The sequence below is a fragment of the Pseudoalteromonas sp. PS1M3 genome (assembly GCF_016865405.1).
In the GTDB taxonomy this organism is placed as follows: Bacteria; Pseudomonadota; Gammaproteobacteria; order Enterobacterales; family Alteromonadaceae; genus Pseudoalteromonas; species Pseudoalteromonas marina.
In genome coordinates, this window is record NZ_AP022624.1 from 2,280,230 (window position 1) to 2,297,331 (window position 17,102).

The 17,102-nt window shown below is 40.4% G+C and carries 12 protein-coding genes; 3 read left to right on the plus strand and 9 right to left on the minus strand.

Annotated features, from left to right (window positions below; translation table 11 throughout):
- Position 1: 1 nt before the first annotated feature.
- The 4 genes from ligA to PS1M3_RS10565 all read right to left on the minus strand — a co-directional run bounded on the left by ligA (position 2) and on the right by PS1M3_RS10565 (position 7,143).
- Complete coding sequence (ligA, locus tag PS1M3_RS10550) at positions 2–2,020, minus strand: NAD-dependent DNA ligase LigA (RefSeq protein WP_203984118.1); 2,019 nt, start codon at positions 2,018–2,020, stop codon at positions 2–4.
- A gap of 77 nt (positions 2,021–2,097) precedes the next feature.
- Positions 2,098–2,865: a cell division protein ZipA gene (zipA, locus tag PS1M3_RS10555; protein WP_203984120.1), complete on the minus strand. Its 768-nt coding sequence runs from the start codon at positions 2,863–2,865 to the stop codon at positions 2,098–2,100.
- A 74-nt stretch (positions 2,866–2,939) separates the two neighbouring features.
- Entirely contained in the window at positions 2,940–6,344 is a 3,405-nt protein-coding gene (locus PS1M3_RS10560) for a chromosome segregation SMC family protein (protein WP_203984127.1), read from the minus strand.
- Positions 6,345–6,411: 67 nt separating this feature from the next.
- Positions 6,412–7,143 carry an RNA methyltransferase gene (locus tag PS1M3_RS10565; RefSeq protein WP_203984129.1) on the minus strand — a complete coding sequence of 244 codons (732 nt, stop codon included), beginning with the start codon at positions 7,141–7,143 and terminating at the stop codon, positions 6,412–6,414.
- Between the two features lie 167 nt (positions 7,144–7,310).
- Between PS1M3_RS10565 and PS1M3_RS10570 the strand changes: the two genes are divergently transcribed.
- The 3 genes from PS1M3_RS10570 to PS1M3_RS10580 are packed head-to-tail and all read left to right on the plus strand — an operon-like array spanning position 7,311 to position 9,837.
- On the plus strand, positions 7,311–8,420 hold the full coding sequence (locus PS1M3_RS10570; protein ID WP_203984131.1) for a YjgN family protein: 1,110 nt from the start codon (positions 7,311–7,313) through the stop codon (positions 8,418–8,420).
- Between the two features lie 9 nt (positions 8,421–8,429).
- Positions 8,430–9,452, plus strand: coding sequence for a M48 family metallopeptidase (locus PS1M3_RS10575; RefSeq protein WP_138741037.1), 1,023 nt, complete (start codon positions 8,430–8,432; stop codon positions 9,450–9,452).
- Positions 9,439–9,837 (plus strand): DoxX-like family protein, encoded by a 399-nt coding sequence (locus tag PS1M3_RS10580; RefSeq protein WP_138741038.1) that lies wholly within the window; start codon positions 9,439–9,441, stop codon positions 9,835–9,837. The genes PS1M3_RS10575 and PS1M3_RS10580 overlap by 14 nt, the downstream gene beginning before the upstream one ends.
- Positions 9,838–9,880: 43 nt before the next feature.
- On the opposite strand, the gene speB is transcribed toward PS1M3_RS10580, so the two are convergent.
- From speB to PS1M3_RS10605, 5 genes are all read right to left on the minus strand, one after another.
- Positions 9,881–10,810, minus strand: coding sequence for an agmatinase (speB, locus tag PS1M3_RS10585; protein WP_006794519.1), 930 nt, complete (start codon positions 10,808–10,810; stop codon positions 9,881–9,883).
- 3 nt (positions 10,811–10,813) lie between these two features.
- Positions 10,814–12,727 carry a biosynthetic arginine decarboxylase gene (speA, locus tag PS1M3_RS10590; RefSeq protein WP_138741040.1) on the minus strand — a complete coding sequence of 638 codons (1,914 nt, stop codon included), beginning with the start codon at positions 12,725–12,727 and terminating at the stop codon, positions 10,814–10,816.
- Positions 12,728–13,055: 328 nt separating this feature from the next.
- Positions 13,056–13,925, minus strand: coding sequence for an MYG1 family protein (locus PS1M3_RS10595; protein WP_006794517.1), 870 nt, complete (start codon positions 13,923–13,925; stop codon positions 13,056–13,058).
- Positions 13,926–14,125: 200 nt separating this feature from the next.
- Positions 14,126–16,366 carry an EAL domain-containing protein gene (locus PS1M3_RS10600; protein WP_203984138.1) on the minus strand — a complete coding sequence of 747 codons (2,241 nt, stop codon included), beginning with the start codon at positions 16,364–16,366 and terminating at the stop codon, positions 14,126–14,128.
- Between the two features lie 206 nt (positions 16,367–16,572).
- A complete protein-coding gene (locus PS1M3_RS10605; RefSeq protein WP_010556018.1) occupies positions 16,573–17,034 on the minus strand; it encodes a GNAT family N-acetyltransferase in 462 nt (153 codons plus the stop codon).
- Positions 17,035–17,102 lie beyond the last annotated feature (68 nt).

Below are 17,102 nucleotides of genomic sequence, written 5' to 3' on the forward strand. Positions count from 1 at the left end.
CCTAGCCGTTATGCTTTTTAAGGAGCTCGATTAAATCATCCTCTGTAAGCACGTCTATCCCCAAATCTTGAGCCTTTGTGAGTTTAGAACCGGCTTTTTCACCCGCTACTAAAGCATCAGTTTTAGCAGATACACTACCTGACACCTTTGCACCTAGCTGTTGTAAGCGCGCTTTAGCATCATTGCGGTTAAGCGTATTTAGCGTACCTGTAAGTACATAAGTAAGCCCCGCTAACGGTTGTTCATCCTCTGACGGTGCGCTTAGCGCAGGCCAATGAACACCTTGCTCGATAAGCGCATTGACCACCGCTAAATTGTGCTCTTCATCAAAAAAACCTCGTACATGCGATGCTACAATATCACCTACATCGCTTACTTGTGTGAGGCTTTCAACACTAGCACTAATAATACTCTCTAGCGTTAAAAAGTGATTCGCTAAATTTTGTGCCGTAGCCTCACCGGCTTCTCGAATACCGAGTGAATATAAAAATTTAGCAAGCGTAGTGGCTTTTGCTTCATTTAAAGCAGTAACTAAGTTTTTAGCCGATTTAGGCCCCATGCGCTCAAGTGATTCAAAGTGACCTTGCTTTAATATAAATAAATCAGCCGGAGTTTTTATAAGCTCACGGTCCACTAATTGATCAACAATTTTATCGCCAAGACCATCTATATCTAGTGCCTTACGCGAGGCAAAGTGCTTTATAGCTTGCTTGCGCTGCGCGGGGCATACTAGGCCACCAGTACAACGGGCTACAGCTTCCCCTTCTACTTTTTCTACATGGGAGTCACAAATAGGGCAAGCTGATGGAAACACAATGTCTCTTGCATCTGTGGGCCTGCGTTCAAGCACAACTTGTGTTATCTGCGGAATCACATCACCAGCACGGCGTATAATCACCGTATCGCCGACTTTCACGCCTAACCGAGCAATTTCATCACCATTGTGAAGCGTCGCATTAGACACCGTTACACCGCCTACAAACACAGGTTCTAAACGAGCAACAGGCGTAATTGCACCTGTACGACCAACTTGAAACTCTACATCAAGGAGTTGAGTGACTTCCTCTTGCGCCGGAAATTTATAGGCAATAGCCCAACGAGGTGCCCGCGCTACAAAGCCTAAACGCTCTTGTAGGGCTTTTTTATTAACTTTTATTACTACGCCGTCAATTTCATATTTAAGCTCACTGCGACGCGTTAAAATATCATCATAATAATCTAGTGCAGCTTGTGGCCCTTCCACCAGCTTTGTTTCTGGACAAAGGGGTAAGCCCCAATCAGTTAACTTTTCTAATTGCTGAAAGTGATCCTCTGGAATTGAGCCATCAGCAACCAAACCAGTACTGTATGCATAAAACATCAGTGGGCGTTTTGCGGTAATTTTAGAGTCTAGCTGGCGTAGGCTACCTGCCGCCGCATTACGTGGATTTACAAATACTTTTTCGCCACGCTTTTGCGCTTCATTGTTTAGCTTTTCAAACCCAGCGCTGTCCATAAATACTTCACCACGCACTTCAAGCTCTTTGGGGTAGTCGCCACGCAACTTAAGGGGGACGTTACGAATTGTTTTTACATTTTGAGTAATATTCTCGCCTGTAAAGCCATCACCCCGTGTTGCAGCTTGTACCAACACTCCATCACGATAAATAATAGACACTGCTAACCCATCAAGTTTTGGCTCACAGCAAAAAGTAAGCTCATCGGTGCTCATTAAACGCTCTTTAATTCGGCGATTAAAGCCCGTAAATTCATCTTCGCTAAACGCATTATCAAGCGATAGCATTGGCACTTGATGAGCAACTTGCTCAAACTTGCTAAGCGCTGCGCCACCTACTTTTTGAGTCGGTGAGTCAGCAGATAAAAATTCAGGGTTTTGTGTTTCAAGCGCACTGAGTTCGCGTAATAGCCTATCGTATTCAGCATCGGGAATGCTTGGGGTATCAAGCACATAATAATTATAATTGTGCTGCTCTAATAGGGTACGAAGATGATTAATTTGCTCACTAATGCTGCTAGACATTTAAACCTCAAAAAACATAAAAAAGCCACTTTGACGATATCGCCCAGTGGCTTGTAAAAATTATATATTACAAATTGTTACGCTGAAAAAGCACGAACCTGATCAACATATTGCCTTACACGCTCAACACTCATTTCTTCGCGTTCTGCGTCTAATATGTGCGCACCAAATTCGTCGGCTATTTTTTTAGCCGCACTGTGCAACATATTAAAGGCTGCTAGTCCGTCACCGTCACACGGCAAGGTCATAAATAAGCTAACACCTGCGGTGCTAAACTGTTCCATATTGTCTATATCGAACGTACCTGGGTTGTACATATTAACTAATCTAAACAACACAGGCCCTTGGCCTGCAGGGTCTAAATGACGATTAAAAAAGCCCTCTTCAGAATATTTAAAACCAAGCGTATTCACAGCAGGTAATAACTTGCTGCCTTGCATAGTTAACCCTTCTGGCATTTGTATATGTACAATAACAAAATCGGGTACTGGCTCTTTTGGTTGTTCATTAGTTTGCTCAACCGACTCTATATCGTCAACAACACTTAGGTCATCTTCAATAGGAACCTCTGGCGCGCTGGAATCAATTTGAGGCTCATTAGCGTCAAAGTTAAGTTCACCTAGCTGTGGTTCGTCACGCTCACTAATTACCGGCTCTTTTGGCTCAGCTTTTTGACTATATGAATGAGAGGAAGCTGTTTGGCTTTCTTGGAGTGGTTCAACCCGTTCATTAACGGACGTATCTGGGCTCTCTTTTTTTCTTACAGACCATAAACCATGGACTAATAAGCCACCAATGACAATCACACTGATAATGATTAAAACCCATCTTAATTGTTCGGCCATCCCCTCACCTTTTATTATTTGTTATGCCTAAAACCTGTATAGTAATTAAAAACTAATACACGTGTTATAAAAATTTATGCGTGTGCAAGTTGCACCGCTTGTTCAATATCTACTGCAACCATTCGAGATACACCCGGCTCTGCCATAGTCACACCGGTTAAACGCCCCGCCATCTCCATTGCAATTTTGTTATGGCTTATATAAATAAATTGCACTGATTGTGACATTTCTTCCACCAAACGGCAAAAGCGAACAACGTTTGCGTCATCTAATGGTGCGTCAACTTCATCCAGCATACAAAACGGGGCTGGATTTAGCCTGAATATAGAAAACACTAATGATAATGCCGTCAGCGCTTTTTCTCCACCACTTAACAAGTGAATAGTTGAATTTTTCTTACCTGGCGGCCGTGCCATTATACTAACACCACTTTCAAGTAAATCGTCACTGGTTAATTCCAAATACGCACTCCCTCCACCAAAAACTTTAGGAAACAGCTGTGCAAAGTCTTCATTAACTTGATCAAACGTGGCTTTAAAGCGCGTTTTTGTTTCGGTATCTATTTTCCGAATAGCCCCTTCAAGGGTATTTAACGCTTTAGTTAAATCCTCTAACTGATTATCTAAATACTCACTGCGCTGTTTTGCAACATCAAACTCTTCTATAGCTGCTAAGTTAACCGCACCCAGCTTGTTTAGCTGATTTGTAATACCTGTTAATTGGTTTTGCGCTGCATTTAGGGTTAAGTCGTCAGGTAATGTTTCAAGTACGGCTTTTAAGCTTTGTTTAAGCTCTTCTAATGGCTCAAGTGCAGCTTGTGCCTTTATTAGTAAGCTCTGCTCTTCAAGTGTTAATTTTTGATGTTGTTCTTGAAGCCCTTGCAGCTCACCTTGCGAATTTTTAAGGCTAGCTTGCTTTGTATGTAAGGCGTCTTTAGCTTGTGATAAATCGTTTTGCAATTGCGCTAATCGTTGTTCGCCATACTGATGCTTTTCTAGTAAGGTTGAAATTGATTCACTAAGTGTTTCTTCTGGAATAAGTAACGCCTCTATTTCCAAAACTAATTCTTCAGCCCCTTGTTTTGCCTCTTCATAGGCTTGTGCTGCGTGGCTCAGTTTTGTTTGACTTAACTGCCATTCACTACGTGCTTTTTGCTGACTTAAGCTTAACTGATGAGCCTGCGTTTTGTATTGCTCCAATGCGCTGAGTGCTTGGCTATAATTTTTATCGCTGAGCATGCGCTCATCATTCGCAGTCTCAGTTTCATCTGTTAAATTTAATTGCTGCTCAACAAATAGTTCATATTGCTCGGTTTGTTCATCAAGCTGCTTATTGAGTTGCACCAGTGACGCACTTATTGTTTGCTCTTGTGTTTTTATTTTTGATAGCTGATGTTGATATTGAGTAACTTGCTCTGTGAGCATATCGCTTCGGGTACTTGAAATAGCAATTTGTTGAGCAAGCTGATGAATAACGTCTTTGAGTGCTTTTTGTTCAGTATTAAGCTCTGCTTGTATTACAGTGCATTGTTCAAGCTCACTTTTGACCTGTTCAAGCTGACTTTTAACCTGTATGACCTCATCGGTGTGCGCGTGAAGTTGCTTATGCTTTATTAGCAATGAGTTGTCGGTGTTACTGTCTGCGTTTACGTGCCAATTACGACCATGCAATTCGCCTTTTTTATCCATTATGGCAATGTAATAGTCATCATTTAGCATAGTTAAATCGGCGTGTTCGCTATAGCCAATTCGCGTGAGTAAGTCAGGGTACACGCCAGCGGTAATATAATCTGCCAAGCTTGCCTTAAGTAAAGGCTGACTGCTTGGCCATATACTATTAGTTGATTGCTGCTCTGTTACACTTAAATGCGTGAGCGACTTAAGTGCTTGCTCTATTAATGGCTCAAAACCATCTTGCACTATGAGCTGGCTTAGAACCCCAGTTGAGTCACTGACCTCTTCATCTAACCCCAATGCACTTTTAAGCCCAGCAATACGGGCGTTTAGTTCATTTTCTTTCTGTGTCAGTGTTTTATGATTGTCTTGAGTTTCATCAACCAGCCTATTTTGCTGAGTCAATTTAACTTCACATTGCGCAAGCGCGCTTTGTTTTTTTGCAAGCGCCTCAGTGAGTGCTTGGCGCTGCTGTTTTTGCTCGGCCAGCTGATGTTCTACATTATTATTTTTTAGTTCATCAAGCTGTGAATTTAATTGGCTAAGTTGCTCATTAACATGATTTATTTGCTGTTTCGTGTGCTTTATTTCACTACTTTGCGACTGCACCTGAGTGGTAAGTTGTTGCTGTTGTTCGTTGAGTGTTTGCCAATTCGAATAACTTCGCTGCTTAGTACCCTGCAACCCCTCAAGCTCAAATGACAATTCACTCACTTGCTCTTCGCACATTAAACTGCTTTCTATTGCCTCTTGCAGTGCTTCATCAAGTTCTTCGCATATGTGCTGCTGTTGCGCTTTTTGCTCAAGGCTATCTGTTTGGCGTTGTTGTAATTTTATTAAGCTTTGTTTAAGTGACTGTATTTGTTGTTTAACACTAATTTTTTGCTGTTCGGCTCGAGTTAACTCGGTATGAGTAATATGTTGCTGGTGCTGCGCATCATTTAATTTATCTTGCTGAGCTTGTACCTCTCCTTCAAGTGTTGCAAGCACATCATCGTGCCCTGAGTGAGCCGTTTTAAAAAAGCTTATTTGCTCATTAAGCTTTTTGATTTGCTCGCTTTTGTCTAATTGTTGTTGATGCAGCTTTTGCCATTTTAAAACAGCTACTTGACCTTTTAATGTGCGCTCTGTTGCTTTAAGTTCACGGTATTTTTTAGCATCAAGTGACTGAACAGCCAATTTATCGAGCTGGCTTTGCAACTCTTTACGAACATCTAATAAACGTTCTAAATTTTCTCGGGTACTTTTAATCCGCGTTTGCGTTTCGCGGCGACGCTCTTTGTATTTAGATACGCCAGCAGCTTCTTCTAAAAACACGCGAAGTTCTTGAGGTTTACTTTCAATTAAGCGCGATATCATCCCTTGCTCAATAATCGCATAACTGCGAGGGCCAAGCCCAGTGCCCAAAAATATATCAGTTATGTCACGCTTGCGGCATTTGCTGCCATTTAAAAAGTATAACGATTGGCCATCGCGTGTTACTAAACGCTTAATCGCTATTTGGTTTCTATCGGCAAAGGTATTTTTTAATTCTTGCTCGCCCAACGAGTTATTAAAAATCAGCTCTACAGAGGCTTGCGAAATGGCTTTTCGATTAGTTGAGCCGTTAAAAATAACATCTGTCATGGCATCGCCACGCAGGTTTTTAGCTGAGCTTTCTCCAAGCACCCATCTTACCGCATCAATCACATTAGATTTGCCACAGCCGTTTGGCCCAACAACGCAGGTCATTTGATCTGGAAACGGTATTTTAGTGGGCTCTACAAACGATTTAAAGCCCGCTAATTTAATAGTGCTTAAGCGCATCTGGTTGTTTTACCAATTTATTATTGTTGTTATTCATGGGCAATTTAACTCAAAGAACACACGTTTGTTAAGCTTGACGTTTAAAATTATCTAAAATAATCCCTGTTGCCATAGCCACATTAAGTGACTCGGCCTCACCAAATGCAGGAATTGTTATTTTATCGGTTACTAAACCCGCACAGGCTTGGCGAATCCCATGAGATTCGCTACCCATTAACAATACACCCTCGCCATTAAACTGTGTTTTGTGTACGCTTTGGCCATCTAAAAACGCACCGTAAATTGGTAACTTGAGTGTCTGTAGATAAGCAGGTAAATCGACCTGACTAACTGAAACTCTTACAAATGACCCCATTGTGGCGCTAATTGTTTTTGGGTTATAGGCATCTGCACTGTCTGTGCTGGTAACAATGTGTTTAATACCATACCAGTCGGCTACTCTAATTATTGTGCCTAAATTGCCAGGATCAGACACGCCATCAAGAGCCAATATTAACCCTTTTATTTTGGGTAAGTCGGCTTTTGGCATATCAACAATTGCAATTGCGGCATTATTACTTACTAGCGTGCTCGCTTTAGTAAGAACGTCCTCGTCGGCTTCAATGATATGGGTGCTTGGAAAACAGCTTTGATGAGCATTTATAAACGCCGAAGTTGCAAATACATCAACTGCGTTTAGTGTGCTATTAAGCAACTCAAGTACGTTTTTTTCGCCTTGTACAAGGTATTGATTATATTGCTTTCGGTACTTTTTTTGGCCAAGTTGGCGAATAAGTTTGAGTTGGTTTTTTGAAATCATAACAGCCCCATAAAATTATCCGCCCAGTATAACAGAGTTCATTATAAAAAATGTATCACCTAGTTTGAACTCACCTTAGAAATTAAAAGTCCGATTGCAGGGATAAATATTGAGTTTTGCACTTAAAATCGGTAAATTAACAAAAAAACAACATGGAATGGCTTTTAATGGAATCAATACACTCAACCCCTTCACAATCAAACGAATCGAGCGCGAATCCACTCACCCCGTTATCTAGCTCTAAAGTGCAATTTAGTGGCAAAGGCGGTGAGTTTTTTGGTATTTGGATAGTTAATATCTTACTAAGCGTACTAACATTGGGCATTTATTCTGCCTGGGCAAAAGTGCGTACAATGCGCTATTTTTATGGGCATACTCGTATAGATGGCCACAGCTTTGACTACTTAGCTACTCCAATGCAAATTTTAAAAGGCCGTATTTTAGCGGTCATTGTATTTTTAATTTACACCTTTGCTGTCAGCTTTTTTCCACTGATAGGCTTTTTATTTGCCATCGCTTTTATTTTTTTAATGCCGTGGATTATTAACCAAGGCTTACGTTTTAATATGCGTATGACCCGTCATCGTAATGTGCGTTTTGCGTTTAAAGGGGATTACGGCGAAGCCTTCATTAACTTTATTCTATTGCCGATTGCCAGTGTTTTTACGCTTTATTTATTAATGCCTTATGTTTTAAAGCGCATAGATACTTACATTCATAGTAATATTAGCTATGGCAATAAGCCATTAAGCGTAAAGCTTAAAGGTGAAACTTATTATCTAACAGCCCTTATTTGCTTTGTGGTGAGCTCTATCACCATGGTAATATTTATGGCTATTTTAGGACTATTTGGACTTGATTTACTCAATGTAGAAAACCAACAAGCAGCTCAAGACCCTGCAAAAATGGGGGTTATGTTTGGTGGATTGATGATTGCCTACGTCGTGATGATTGCCATAGTAACCGCGGTATGGAAAGCGGCAATTAGAAATCATATTTTTAATAATAGCCAATTTGAAGATGTAGCATCGTTTAAATCTGAGCTTAAACCTATTCCTTACGCCATTTTACTTTTAACCAACATGTTAGCTATTGTGTTTTCATTAGGGCTTGCTTACCCCTGGACACAAATTCGCACATCAAAAATGCTTGCCGAGGCTACAACCGTTGATATATACCCTGGCGCATTAAACTTAATAGATACAACGCAAGAGCAGCAGTCATCCTTTGCTGAGGAAGCGGCTAACGTATTTGATATTGATTTGTCGTTAACATAAGAGTTTATTATGAACGTTCAGGGACATTATTTTCCAAACGCTTCGAGTAACTATCAGCTGTGTGTCGCTAAAATTAGCGGCTCACACGTTGAAATTAATCACGGTAACGAAGAACCTGTCCGCTATGCAATTAACGAACTTAATTTAAGTTCGGCGATTGCAGGTCTTGCCGACGAACTAAGCTTTGACGATGGTGGTCGGTTTATTCCGCTTGATGTAGATTTTAGGTGGCCATTTAACGCTAAAAATCATCACTCACTAGAGCGGCTTGAAAAAAATAAGTGGGCTATTATTACAGCAATTGTAGTCACACCTCTTTTTATGTGGTTAATGCTATACAAAGTTGTGCCCGCAATTGCTGTTTACAGTGTTGATACTCTACCGCATAGCGTTGTTGAACAAATGGGTGAGCAAAGTTTTGCTGTAATTAAAAAATTAGCACTCGACCCAACAGAGTTACCTGACGAACAACAAGCCAGAGTTCAGCGACACTTTAAGACCATACTTGATGAGCTTGCACTTGAAAAGTCGGTGTATAGGCTTTCGTTTTATAAATCCCAAAGCTTTGGTGCTAATGCGTTTGCACTCCCTCATGGCAGAATTGTGGTCACAGATGAATTAGCTAATTTACTGGCCGATAAGCCCAATGCACTAAAAGCCGTATTACTTCACGAAATTGGCCATGTCGTCCACCAGCATAGTGTTCGCATAACAGCACAATCGGCAGCAAGTACGATTGTACTTGCCGTTATATTCGGTGATTTAGAGGGAATAGCTGAGGTTGCCTTGGGGACTGGTGCCTCGTTTTCCCAACAAGGCTTTTCGCGAGATATGGAACGAGAAGCCGACAGTTATGCATTAACTCAACTAGAAAACTTAGGCTATTCAAGCAGCGATTTTGCCGATGCAATTGAAGCTTTGCAAAGTGCGCATACCACTGAAAACGAACACCTTAAAAAGGTAAATAACTTACTCGAATACTTATCAAGCCACCCCAGCTCACAGGAGCGAATAGATAATGCTAGGAAATAACCGCGGTTATATACAAATTGCACGCTATATTGTGGGGTTGAGTTGGATGTATCATGGCTTTTTTCCAAAGATTTATCACGTTGCCCCTCTTGAAAAGTTAATGACTGGCAGTGCTGGCTATTCTGCACAAGTGTCTGATTTGATTACGCGTGGTGCCGGTATTGCTGAGGTTATTTTTGGGCTGTTACTAATTATATTTTATAAAAATAAACAGCTAGTTTGGTTAAATATTTTCTTATTATGCGGCCTGTTAGGGGCCGTTGCGCTCATGCAGCCAAATTTGTTAATAGAAGCATTTAATCCAGTTACTACCAACTTAGCGCTTATTGCCTTGAGCTTTATATGGCTGAAAGAAATAAAACTCTTGAGTAATCGATACCTCTAAATAATAAAAGAGGATTTACATCCTCTTTTATTATTGGGGCACTTTAGAGTGAGTACTTATTTTTATGTGTCCACAAATGCAATAACTCGCTCGCAATTGTTGCTGCGGCAATAGCGGTAAGCTCACTTTGGTCATACGACGGTGATACCTCTACCACATCCATTCCCACCATATTTATACCTTTAAGCGCGCGCAGTATTTTAAGCACTTTATCTGATGTTAAACCACCACAAACCGGTGTGCCTGTACCTGGTGCAAATGCCGGGTCAAGGCAGTCTATATCAAACGTTAGGTAAACGGGTAAGTCGCCTACCCGCTCGCGTATTTGCGCTGCTATTTCATTGGCGTGCAAATCGTTAGCTTGCATTGCATCAATCACTGCAAACTCATGCTTTGATTGGTCAAAGTCGGTACGAATACCTATTTGTATGCTGTGCTCTACATCAATCAGCCCTTCCATGGGTGCATGATAAAACATAGTGCCGTGATCAAAACGCGAGCCATTGCTGTATGTATCAGTGTGCGCATCAAAATGAACCAGCGCCATTTTGCCATGTATCTTTGCATGTGCGCGCAATAGCGGAAGCGTTACAAAGTGATCGCCACCAAGGCCTAACAGCGTTGCCCCTTGGCGAAGTATTTGCTCTGCGGCCATTTCTAGCTGTGCCGTAAAATATTCAGGATCGCCTACCGGATAAGTAAAGTCCCCCGCATCTGCAACCGTTAAACGCTCAAACAAAGGAAATGTCCACGGGTATTTAGTGTCCTCCCAGGCTAAATGTACCGACGCTCTGCGAATGGCATCGGGCCCTAAGCGAGCACCGGGACGGCCCGATGTTGCTAAGTCAAACGGTAAGCCTAGTACAACGACATCTGCATCAATGGCATTAATATTTTGCACCATAGGACGACGTAAAAACGTCATACCGTTTGAATACAATGAGTGGTCAACATGGCCAAACAAGCTAGACATTGCTTATAACTCTTCTAAATAAGTGTAGCCATTAAGGCCGTTTTGCAACTCGTCTAAAACGCTTTGCTGTTCATTTTTATCTATTTTTGCAGACACTAACTGCGCATACGACTGCTGAAAGCTCTCAACATCTAAATGCACATATCGCATCATATCGGCTACGGTATCGCCCTGGTTTATTTCGCTGATACTGGCAATGCCTTGCTCATCCATATTGATAATAGCGCTGTGCGTATCGCCAAATAAATTGTGCATATCACCTAAAATTTCTTGGTACGCACCCACTAAGAAAAAGCCCATTAAGTAAGGCTTATCTGCACTGTACTCAGGCACCGGTAAAGTGCTTTCAATGCCTTGGCCATCAACATAGTGCTCAAGTGCACCGTCTGAATCACAGGTTATATCAAGTAATACAGCACGTTTTTTTGGTGCTTCGGTTAAGCCACTTAATGGCAATACCGGAAACACTTGATCAATCCCCCACGCATCAGGCAATGATTGAAAAAGCGAAAAGTTTACAAAAAACTTATCGGCTAAACGTGCGTTCAACTCGTCAATAATCGGGCGATGAAAACGGTTTTTGTTATCCATGTGTTTGTTAAGCTCATAACAAATACGTAAGTTAACTTGCTCTGCCCACGCACGCTGCGTTAAATCTAAAAGCCCAAGAGCAAACTGGTTATGCGCCTCTGCTAAATCCCCTTGGCTGTCGTGATAAATTTCAATCAGTGCGCGGTCATCCGTTAAATCGGTTAATTGCACAAACGAGGCCCACATATTATTTAATAAAAGCGGTGCATCGCCAGCAGGCGCTTTTAGCTCCTCTGGTACGTAGCTTTCTGTGCCTATAACATTTGATATAAGCACCGCATGATGCGCCGTTAGTGCACGCCCCGACTCAGAAATAATCGTCGGCATGGGCTGCGCGTACTGCTTACACGTATCACCTATGGTGTACACAATGTTATTTGCATACTCAGCTAAGCTGTAATTCATTGAGTTATGCGATTGGCTGCGGGTACCATCGTAATCAATAGCTAACCCCCCCCCTACATCTAAGCACTCAATGCTTGCACCTAATTTGCGTAGCTCACAGTAAAAACGCGCGGCTTCGCTCACACCCAAACGCACATCACGAATGTTTGCCATTTGCGAGCCTAAGTGAAAATGCACAAGTTGCATTAAATCAAGTTGGCCTGCGTCTTTTAAGCGGTTTACTACATGCAGTACTTGCGACGCTGATAAACCAAATTTAGATTTTTCACCGCCACTTGCTTGCCACTTACCTTTGCCTTGCGATGCTAAACGTACGCGAATACCAATACGCGGTTTAACATTTAGCGCTTTTGCTTGGCTAAGTACCATGTCAAGCTCAGAGAGCTTTTCAAGCACTATGTATACTTTGTGGCCTAGCTTTTCGCCAATCAGTGCTAAGCGCACATATTCTTTGTCTTTGTAGCCATTACATACAATCACTGCACTGGTTTTTTCTGCCATTGCCAAAACAGTTAAAAGCTCTGGTTTGCTGCCCGCCTCAAGGCCTAATTGTTTTTTTTCTAATTCTGCTTGGCTTGCTACTATTTCTTCAACCACTTCACGTTGTTGGTTTACTTTAATTGGGTAAACTAATAAGTAGTCTTTTGGGTAACCATAGTTTTCAATCGCGGTATTAAACGCGCCACATAAACTGTGCACACGATGATGTAAAATTTGTGGAAAGCGCACTAAAGCCGGTAAGCTTAAGCCATTTTCTTGAAGTTGTTTTGCGATATCTGTTAGTGCAATAGTTTGCTCTGGGGCGTGAGCCTTTGGCGCAACATACACATCACCTTGATCATTAATACCAAAAAAACCTTGGCTCCAATGACGAACATTGTAACTCGTGCGAGCTTGTTCTAGTGATGTTGTCTCTTTCATTTATCTTTCTCTTTTATTTAATGAATGCCGGTTCGGCTAATTGCGCGCATTAAAAGAAAAATAGACCTTTAAGTCCAACAAGTATTTTTACTCGTAACGAGTGGTTTTTAATATTATCAGTAAATAGTAAACAGCATGACCAACAAGCCTTTATTTTATATGGCCTAGCTTTAAGAAAAACTCAGATTGGTAACACACTCATATATTGAGGGGGAATTTTAGGTGTGGTTTAAACAACTGCGTAGGAGCAAATTAATTACTTAGCCTGAAGTCTGCTTTAGAGATTTGATTTCAGAATCAGGCTAATTAACTATTGAAGCTAAATCATTTATTCAGCTAACGCCACTTCGGCAAGCTTCATTGTGCTCTCAAATGATTTAGTGCCAGCAATAAATAGCCCATTGTGACAAAAAACAGCGTCGTCTAACCCCGTTTTTGCTTGGAAATCTTCATCAGACAAACCAGCCCATGCTTTAGGAAGCGACTTTCTATCTTCAAACGAGCCGGGCTCGACAGGGACTGTTTGAAGTATCCATTGACCTGAATGTGAAGGGTAAACCATGTACAACGCTTCGCTTGATAAAATATGGACTGTTTTTTTCCATGGCGTGTACTTTTCAAGCACAATAACGCGAGGATCTTCAGCACTTTCTATCGCTTTAGCGACAATTGCTTTTGCATTGACACTGCCACTTGCTGACGCTATAAATCGAGTCAGCATACGAGAAGCAAATTCGACAGCTTCATCAAAGCACTTATCAAACTCAGGGCTCTCTTCCCATGTTGGGTTATACATTGAAATTGTTTGACTTAAACTTATACCCTGCTGAACACCCTCAACATGACCACAATCAATTGCATCAATGGTTGAAACTAATCCTGCATCAACTCTGTCTGCAACTGCTTGATTATTGTCACACAGTGCTAAACCATACTTTTGCCACACCAATCCAAATGACGAGTACGGTATTCCATTTTCACGTTCCCCTGCGCCACCACGTTGGTGGTGATCAAAACGCCCAGCATCTGGATCGTATTGCCCACCTACATCAATCACTATATCAGCACTGTCCATAAGCGCTTTATCACGTGTACGTACTAAATTAAACGAAGGGTAGACATGTTTAAGCACCGCGATGCTAAATACATCATCGGCATGAAAATTACCGTTATGAGTAACTACTGTTAAATCGGTCACTGAACTGGTGTCTTTATTAGAAAAGATAAGGAAGTCTCGCTCTGTATTGCGTTAATTGTGAAAACTATAGGACGTTAGGTGGTGAATTTTATACGAATGTGATTAACAAGAACAGGATTCTTGTTAGTCGTTTTGATACTACGACAGACTCCAGCCAAATTACCAAAGCATGTTAATTTAAAATTGAGGGTGTCTACATTTTAATAAGACTGATGCCAGCATAAATAATCATCGAAGTTCATAGGCTTAGCAATTAAATAGCCTTGAATCATGTCAACGCTCATTGTTTTAAGTACGGTAAATTGTTCTTCGGTTTCAACACCTTCAGCAACAACTGTTAAGTTAAGGCTTTTACCTAAATTAATAATGGTTTGCACAATACTAAACCCTGTGCCTTTATCTAATATTTTATCTATAAAGCTTTTATCTACTTTTAATTCATTCACTGAAAACGAGCTCAAATGCGTTAAACACGAATAGCCTGTACCAAAGTCATCTATTGAGAAAATAAAACCTTGCTGCTTTAACTCATCAATTTGCGATATTACGCTGGCTATATCGCCGCTAAGCATAGACTCTGTGATCTCTAACTTAATATTCGATGGATTAACATTATAATCATTAACAACATTTAATAATTCAGTTTTTAACGTCGTTGAATTGAACTGGACTTGACTGATGTTGATAGACACTTTAAATGAATCATCAATCAGCTGCTTGCTATTAAGCTCATTTATTAAAATACAAATATCACGCAGAACGGTGTTTTGGAGCTTTTGAATAACCCCATTTTGCTCAGCGATTGGAATAAAGTCATTAGGCGCAATCAGCCCCTTACTTGGGTGATGCCATCTAATTAAAGCCTCAGCCCCAGTAATTTTACCATTTGCATTTATTTGCGGCTGAAAATACGCACTAAACTCATCGTGTGCAATGGCTCTTACAATGTCGGTTTCAAGTTCGGCCTGATTTTCAAGCAATGCTTGTAACTCGGGATCATAAAAGCTGCAGCTATTGCCGTTTTTCATTTTAGAACGGTACATAGCCGTATCAGCAAATTTAAGAATATTATCGGTTAAATGATTGCTTTTATCTATTAAACAAATACCAATGCTACAACTGACCTGAAAGGCTAAGCGGCCCACTTCAAATTTATCATAAAAAACACTTTGTATTATTTTTGCTATTTTTTCAGACTCTAAAATTGCACTTTCTGTATTATCACCAACATATTCAAGCAATATAATAAACTCATCGCCACCAACACGCGCTAATGTATCTTTTTCACTAACAACACCATTAAATCGTTTTGAAAGCTCTACAAGAACTTCATCACCCGCGCTATGGCCTACTGAGTCGTTTATTCGTTTAAAGTTATCTAAGTCTAGAAATAATAACGCACCGGTCACATCGCTTTGCTTTATATTCTCAACATAGGCTGATAATTTGTCATTCAGCATTCGTCTATTTGGCAAACCTGTTAATGGGTCATAAAAGGCAAGCCTTTCTACTTCTAGCTCTGCTTTTTTTCTTGTTGTTATATCGCGTGCAACCCAAACAATATAACGCTGAGATGGGTTATCTGACTGGTAATCTTTAATGGGTGATGTACGACCTTCAAAAACCATTATTTTGCCGTCGATATCTAATTCGTATTCAAATACTTGAACATCGTTTGTGAGCAATGTTTTATTTATTACCGCCATTATTGATGTGGCATCTTCAGCAGGCATTACGTCATTAATTTTTTTATTTATTAAGTCAGATTGTGATTTGTATAAAAGCGCGTCGGTGGTGCCATAAATATCCATATACTCACCCTCTTCACTAATAATAAGTGTTAAATCGGGCATAACCTTTGTAAAAGCTGCAAATTTTTCATTACTTTTTTCTAAATCAGTAATGAGCTGGTTAGCTTTTATGTACTCTGCATTTTTTTCAAGTGCAATACTTGTGAAATTTACAAAATAGTCGATTAATTCAAGTTCGAAAAGTGAAGGCTTTTTGGGCTTATCGTGGTAAATGGCAAACGTGCCTAAAATACTAGATTTAGTTGAAATAACAGGGGTAGACCAACACGACTGCAATCCAAACTGTAAAGCGACGTCTTTAAAATCAGCCCACAACGATGAATTAGCAATGTCTTCAACAATAACGCGCTCGCCTAAATAAGCAGCAGTACCGCACGAGCCAACATTTGGACCTATGTGAACCCCATTGATTGCCTGACAATAACCATCCTCAATGTTAGGCGCGGCACAGTGCAGCAATTGCCCTTTGTTTAGTGACAAAATAGAACATTTAGCGGATTTTTCATCAATAAGTTCTTCTATCGATAAGCAAATTTCGTCAAGAACATCCTCAAACGGGAGTCCAAGCGCTATTTTAGATAAAATATCTTGCTGATGGGATAACAACTTATTTAATCTAACTGTTTCCATTTGACACCACACACTTTCATAATTGTTTTTAGCTTACAGATGTTTTTTAAAAACAGTACGTATTCAGTACCGAATAAAATTATTCGCTTAGGTAAACGTAAAGTATAGCTTTAAATATACGACTTTTACTGTTAATTGCTGTTTTTTATACAATAATAAACAGCATAGCGTTAGTCTATAAATATAGGTGTTTTAAAATCTGCTTGTTATTGACTTAAGCCAAGCTCCATAAACACACTTTGCGGGTTATCTTTGTAAGAACCAAAACAACCACAACGTTTAAATCCTAAATTTTCATATAGTTTAATCGATTCAATTTGTTTAGGGCCGGTTTCCAATCTAATTAATGGTATTTCTTCTTCGCCTGCGTAGTGCAAAAGAATTTGCATAACTCTGCGAGATAACCCTTTCCCACGGTAACTAGGGTTTACATAAAGGCGTCTTACTTCTGCGTAAGATGGTTCCCCTGATTGCATTACAATTGCCCCACAAGCAACAATCCCGTCATCATTTTTTAACCCAATGGCATAAACGTTAGGTTTATCTAGTTCGCTTAAGGTAAGTGATTGCGCGGTAGCTACAGGGTATAAAGAGTTTATAAGTCGGTCGATATCAGCAAAAACATTAATCACATCCTGGTCATTCGGTTTTAAATCAACTAACTGCATTGAGTATCTCAAATTTATATTAATTATATGTTGTGAAACTATACCGAATTGTAACAAATGAACAACCT

Coding starts and splice junctions, on each gene's coding strand:
- ligA (WP_203984118.1), bottom strand. CDS start 2,020: ATGTCTAGCAGCATTAGTGAGCAAATTAATCATCTTCGTACCCTATTA.
- zipA (WP_203984120.1), bottom strand. CDS start 2,865: ATGGCCGAACAATTAAGATGGGTTTTAATCATTATCAGTGTGATTGTC.
- PS1M3_RS10560 (WP_203984127.1), bottom strand. CDS start 6,344: ATGCGCTTAAGCACTATTAAATTAGCGGGCTTTAAATCGTTTGTAGAG.
- PS1M3_RS10565 (WP_203984129.1), bottom strand. CDS start 7,143: ATGATTTCAAAAAACCAACTCAAACTTATTCGCCAACTTGGCCAAAAA.
- PS1M3_RS10570 (WP_203984131.1), top strand. CDS start 7,311: ATGGAATCAATACACTCAACCCCTTCACAATCAAACGAATCGAGCGCG.
- PS1M3_RS10575 (WP_138741037.1), top strand. CDS start 8,430: ATGAACGTTCAGGGACATTATTTTCCAAACGCTTCGAGTAACTATCAG.
- PS1M3_RS10580 (WP_138741038.1), top strand. CDS start 9,439: ATGCTAGGAAATAACCGCGGTTATATACAAATTGCACGCTATATTGTG.
- speB (WP_006794519.1), bottom strand. CDS start 10,810: ATGTCTAGCTTGTTTGGCCATGTTGACCACTCATTGTATTCAAACGGT.
- speA (WP_138741040.1), bottom strand. CDS start 12,727: ATGAAAGAGACAACATCACTAGAACAAGCTCGCACGAGTTACAATGTT.
- PS1M3_RS10600 (WP_203984138.1), bottom strand. CDS start 16,366: ATGGAAACAGTTAGATTAAATAAGTTGTTATCCCATCAGCAAGATATT.
- PS1M3_RS10605 (WP_010556018.1), bottom strand. CDS start 17,034: ATGCAGTTAGTTGATTTAAAACCGAATGACCAGGATGTGATTAATGTT.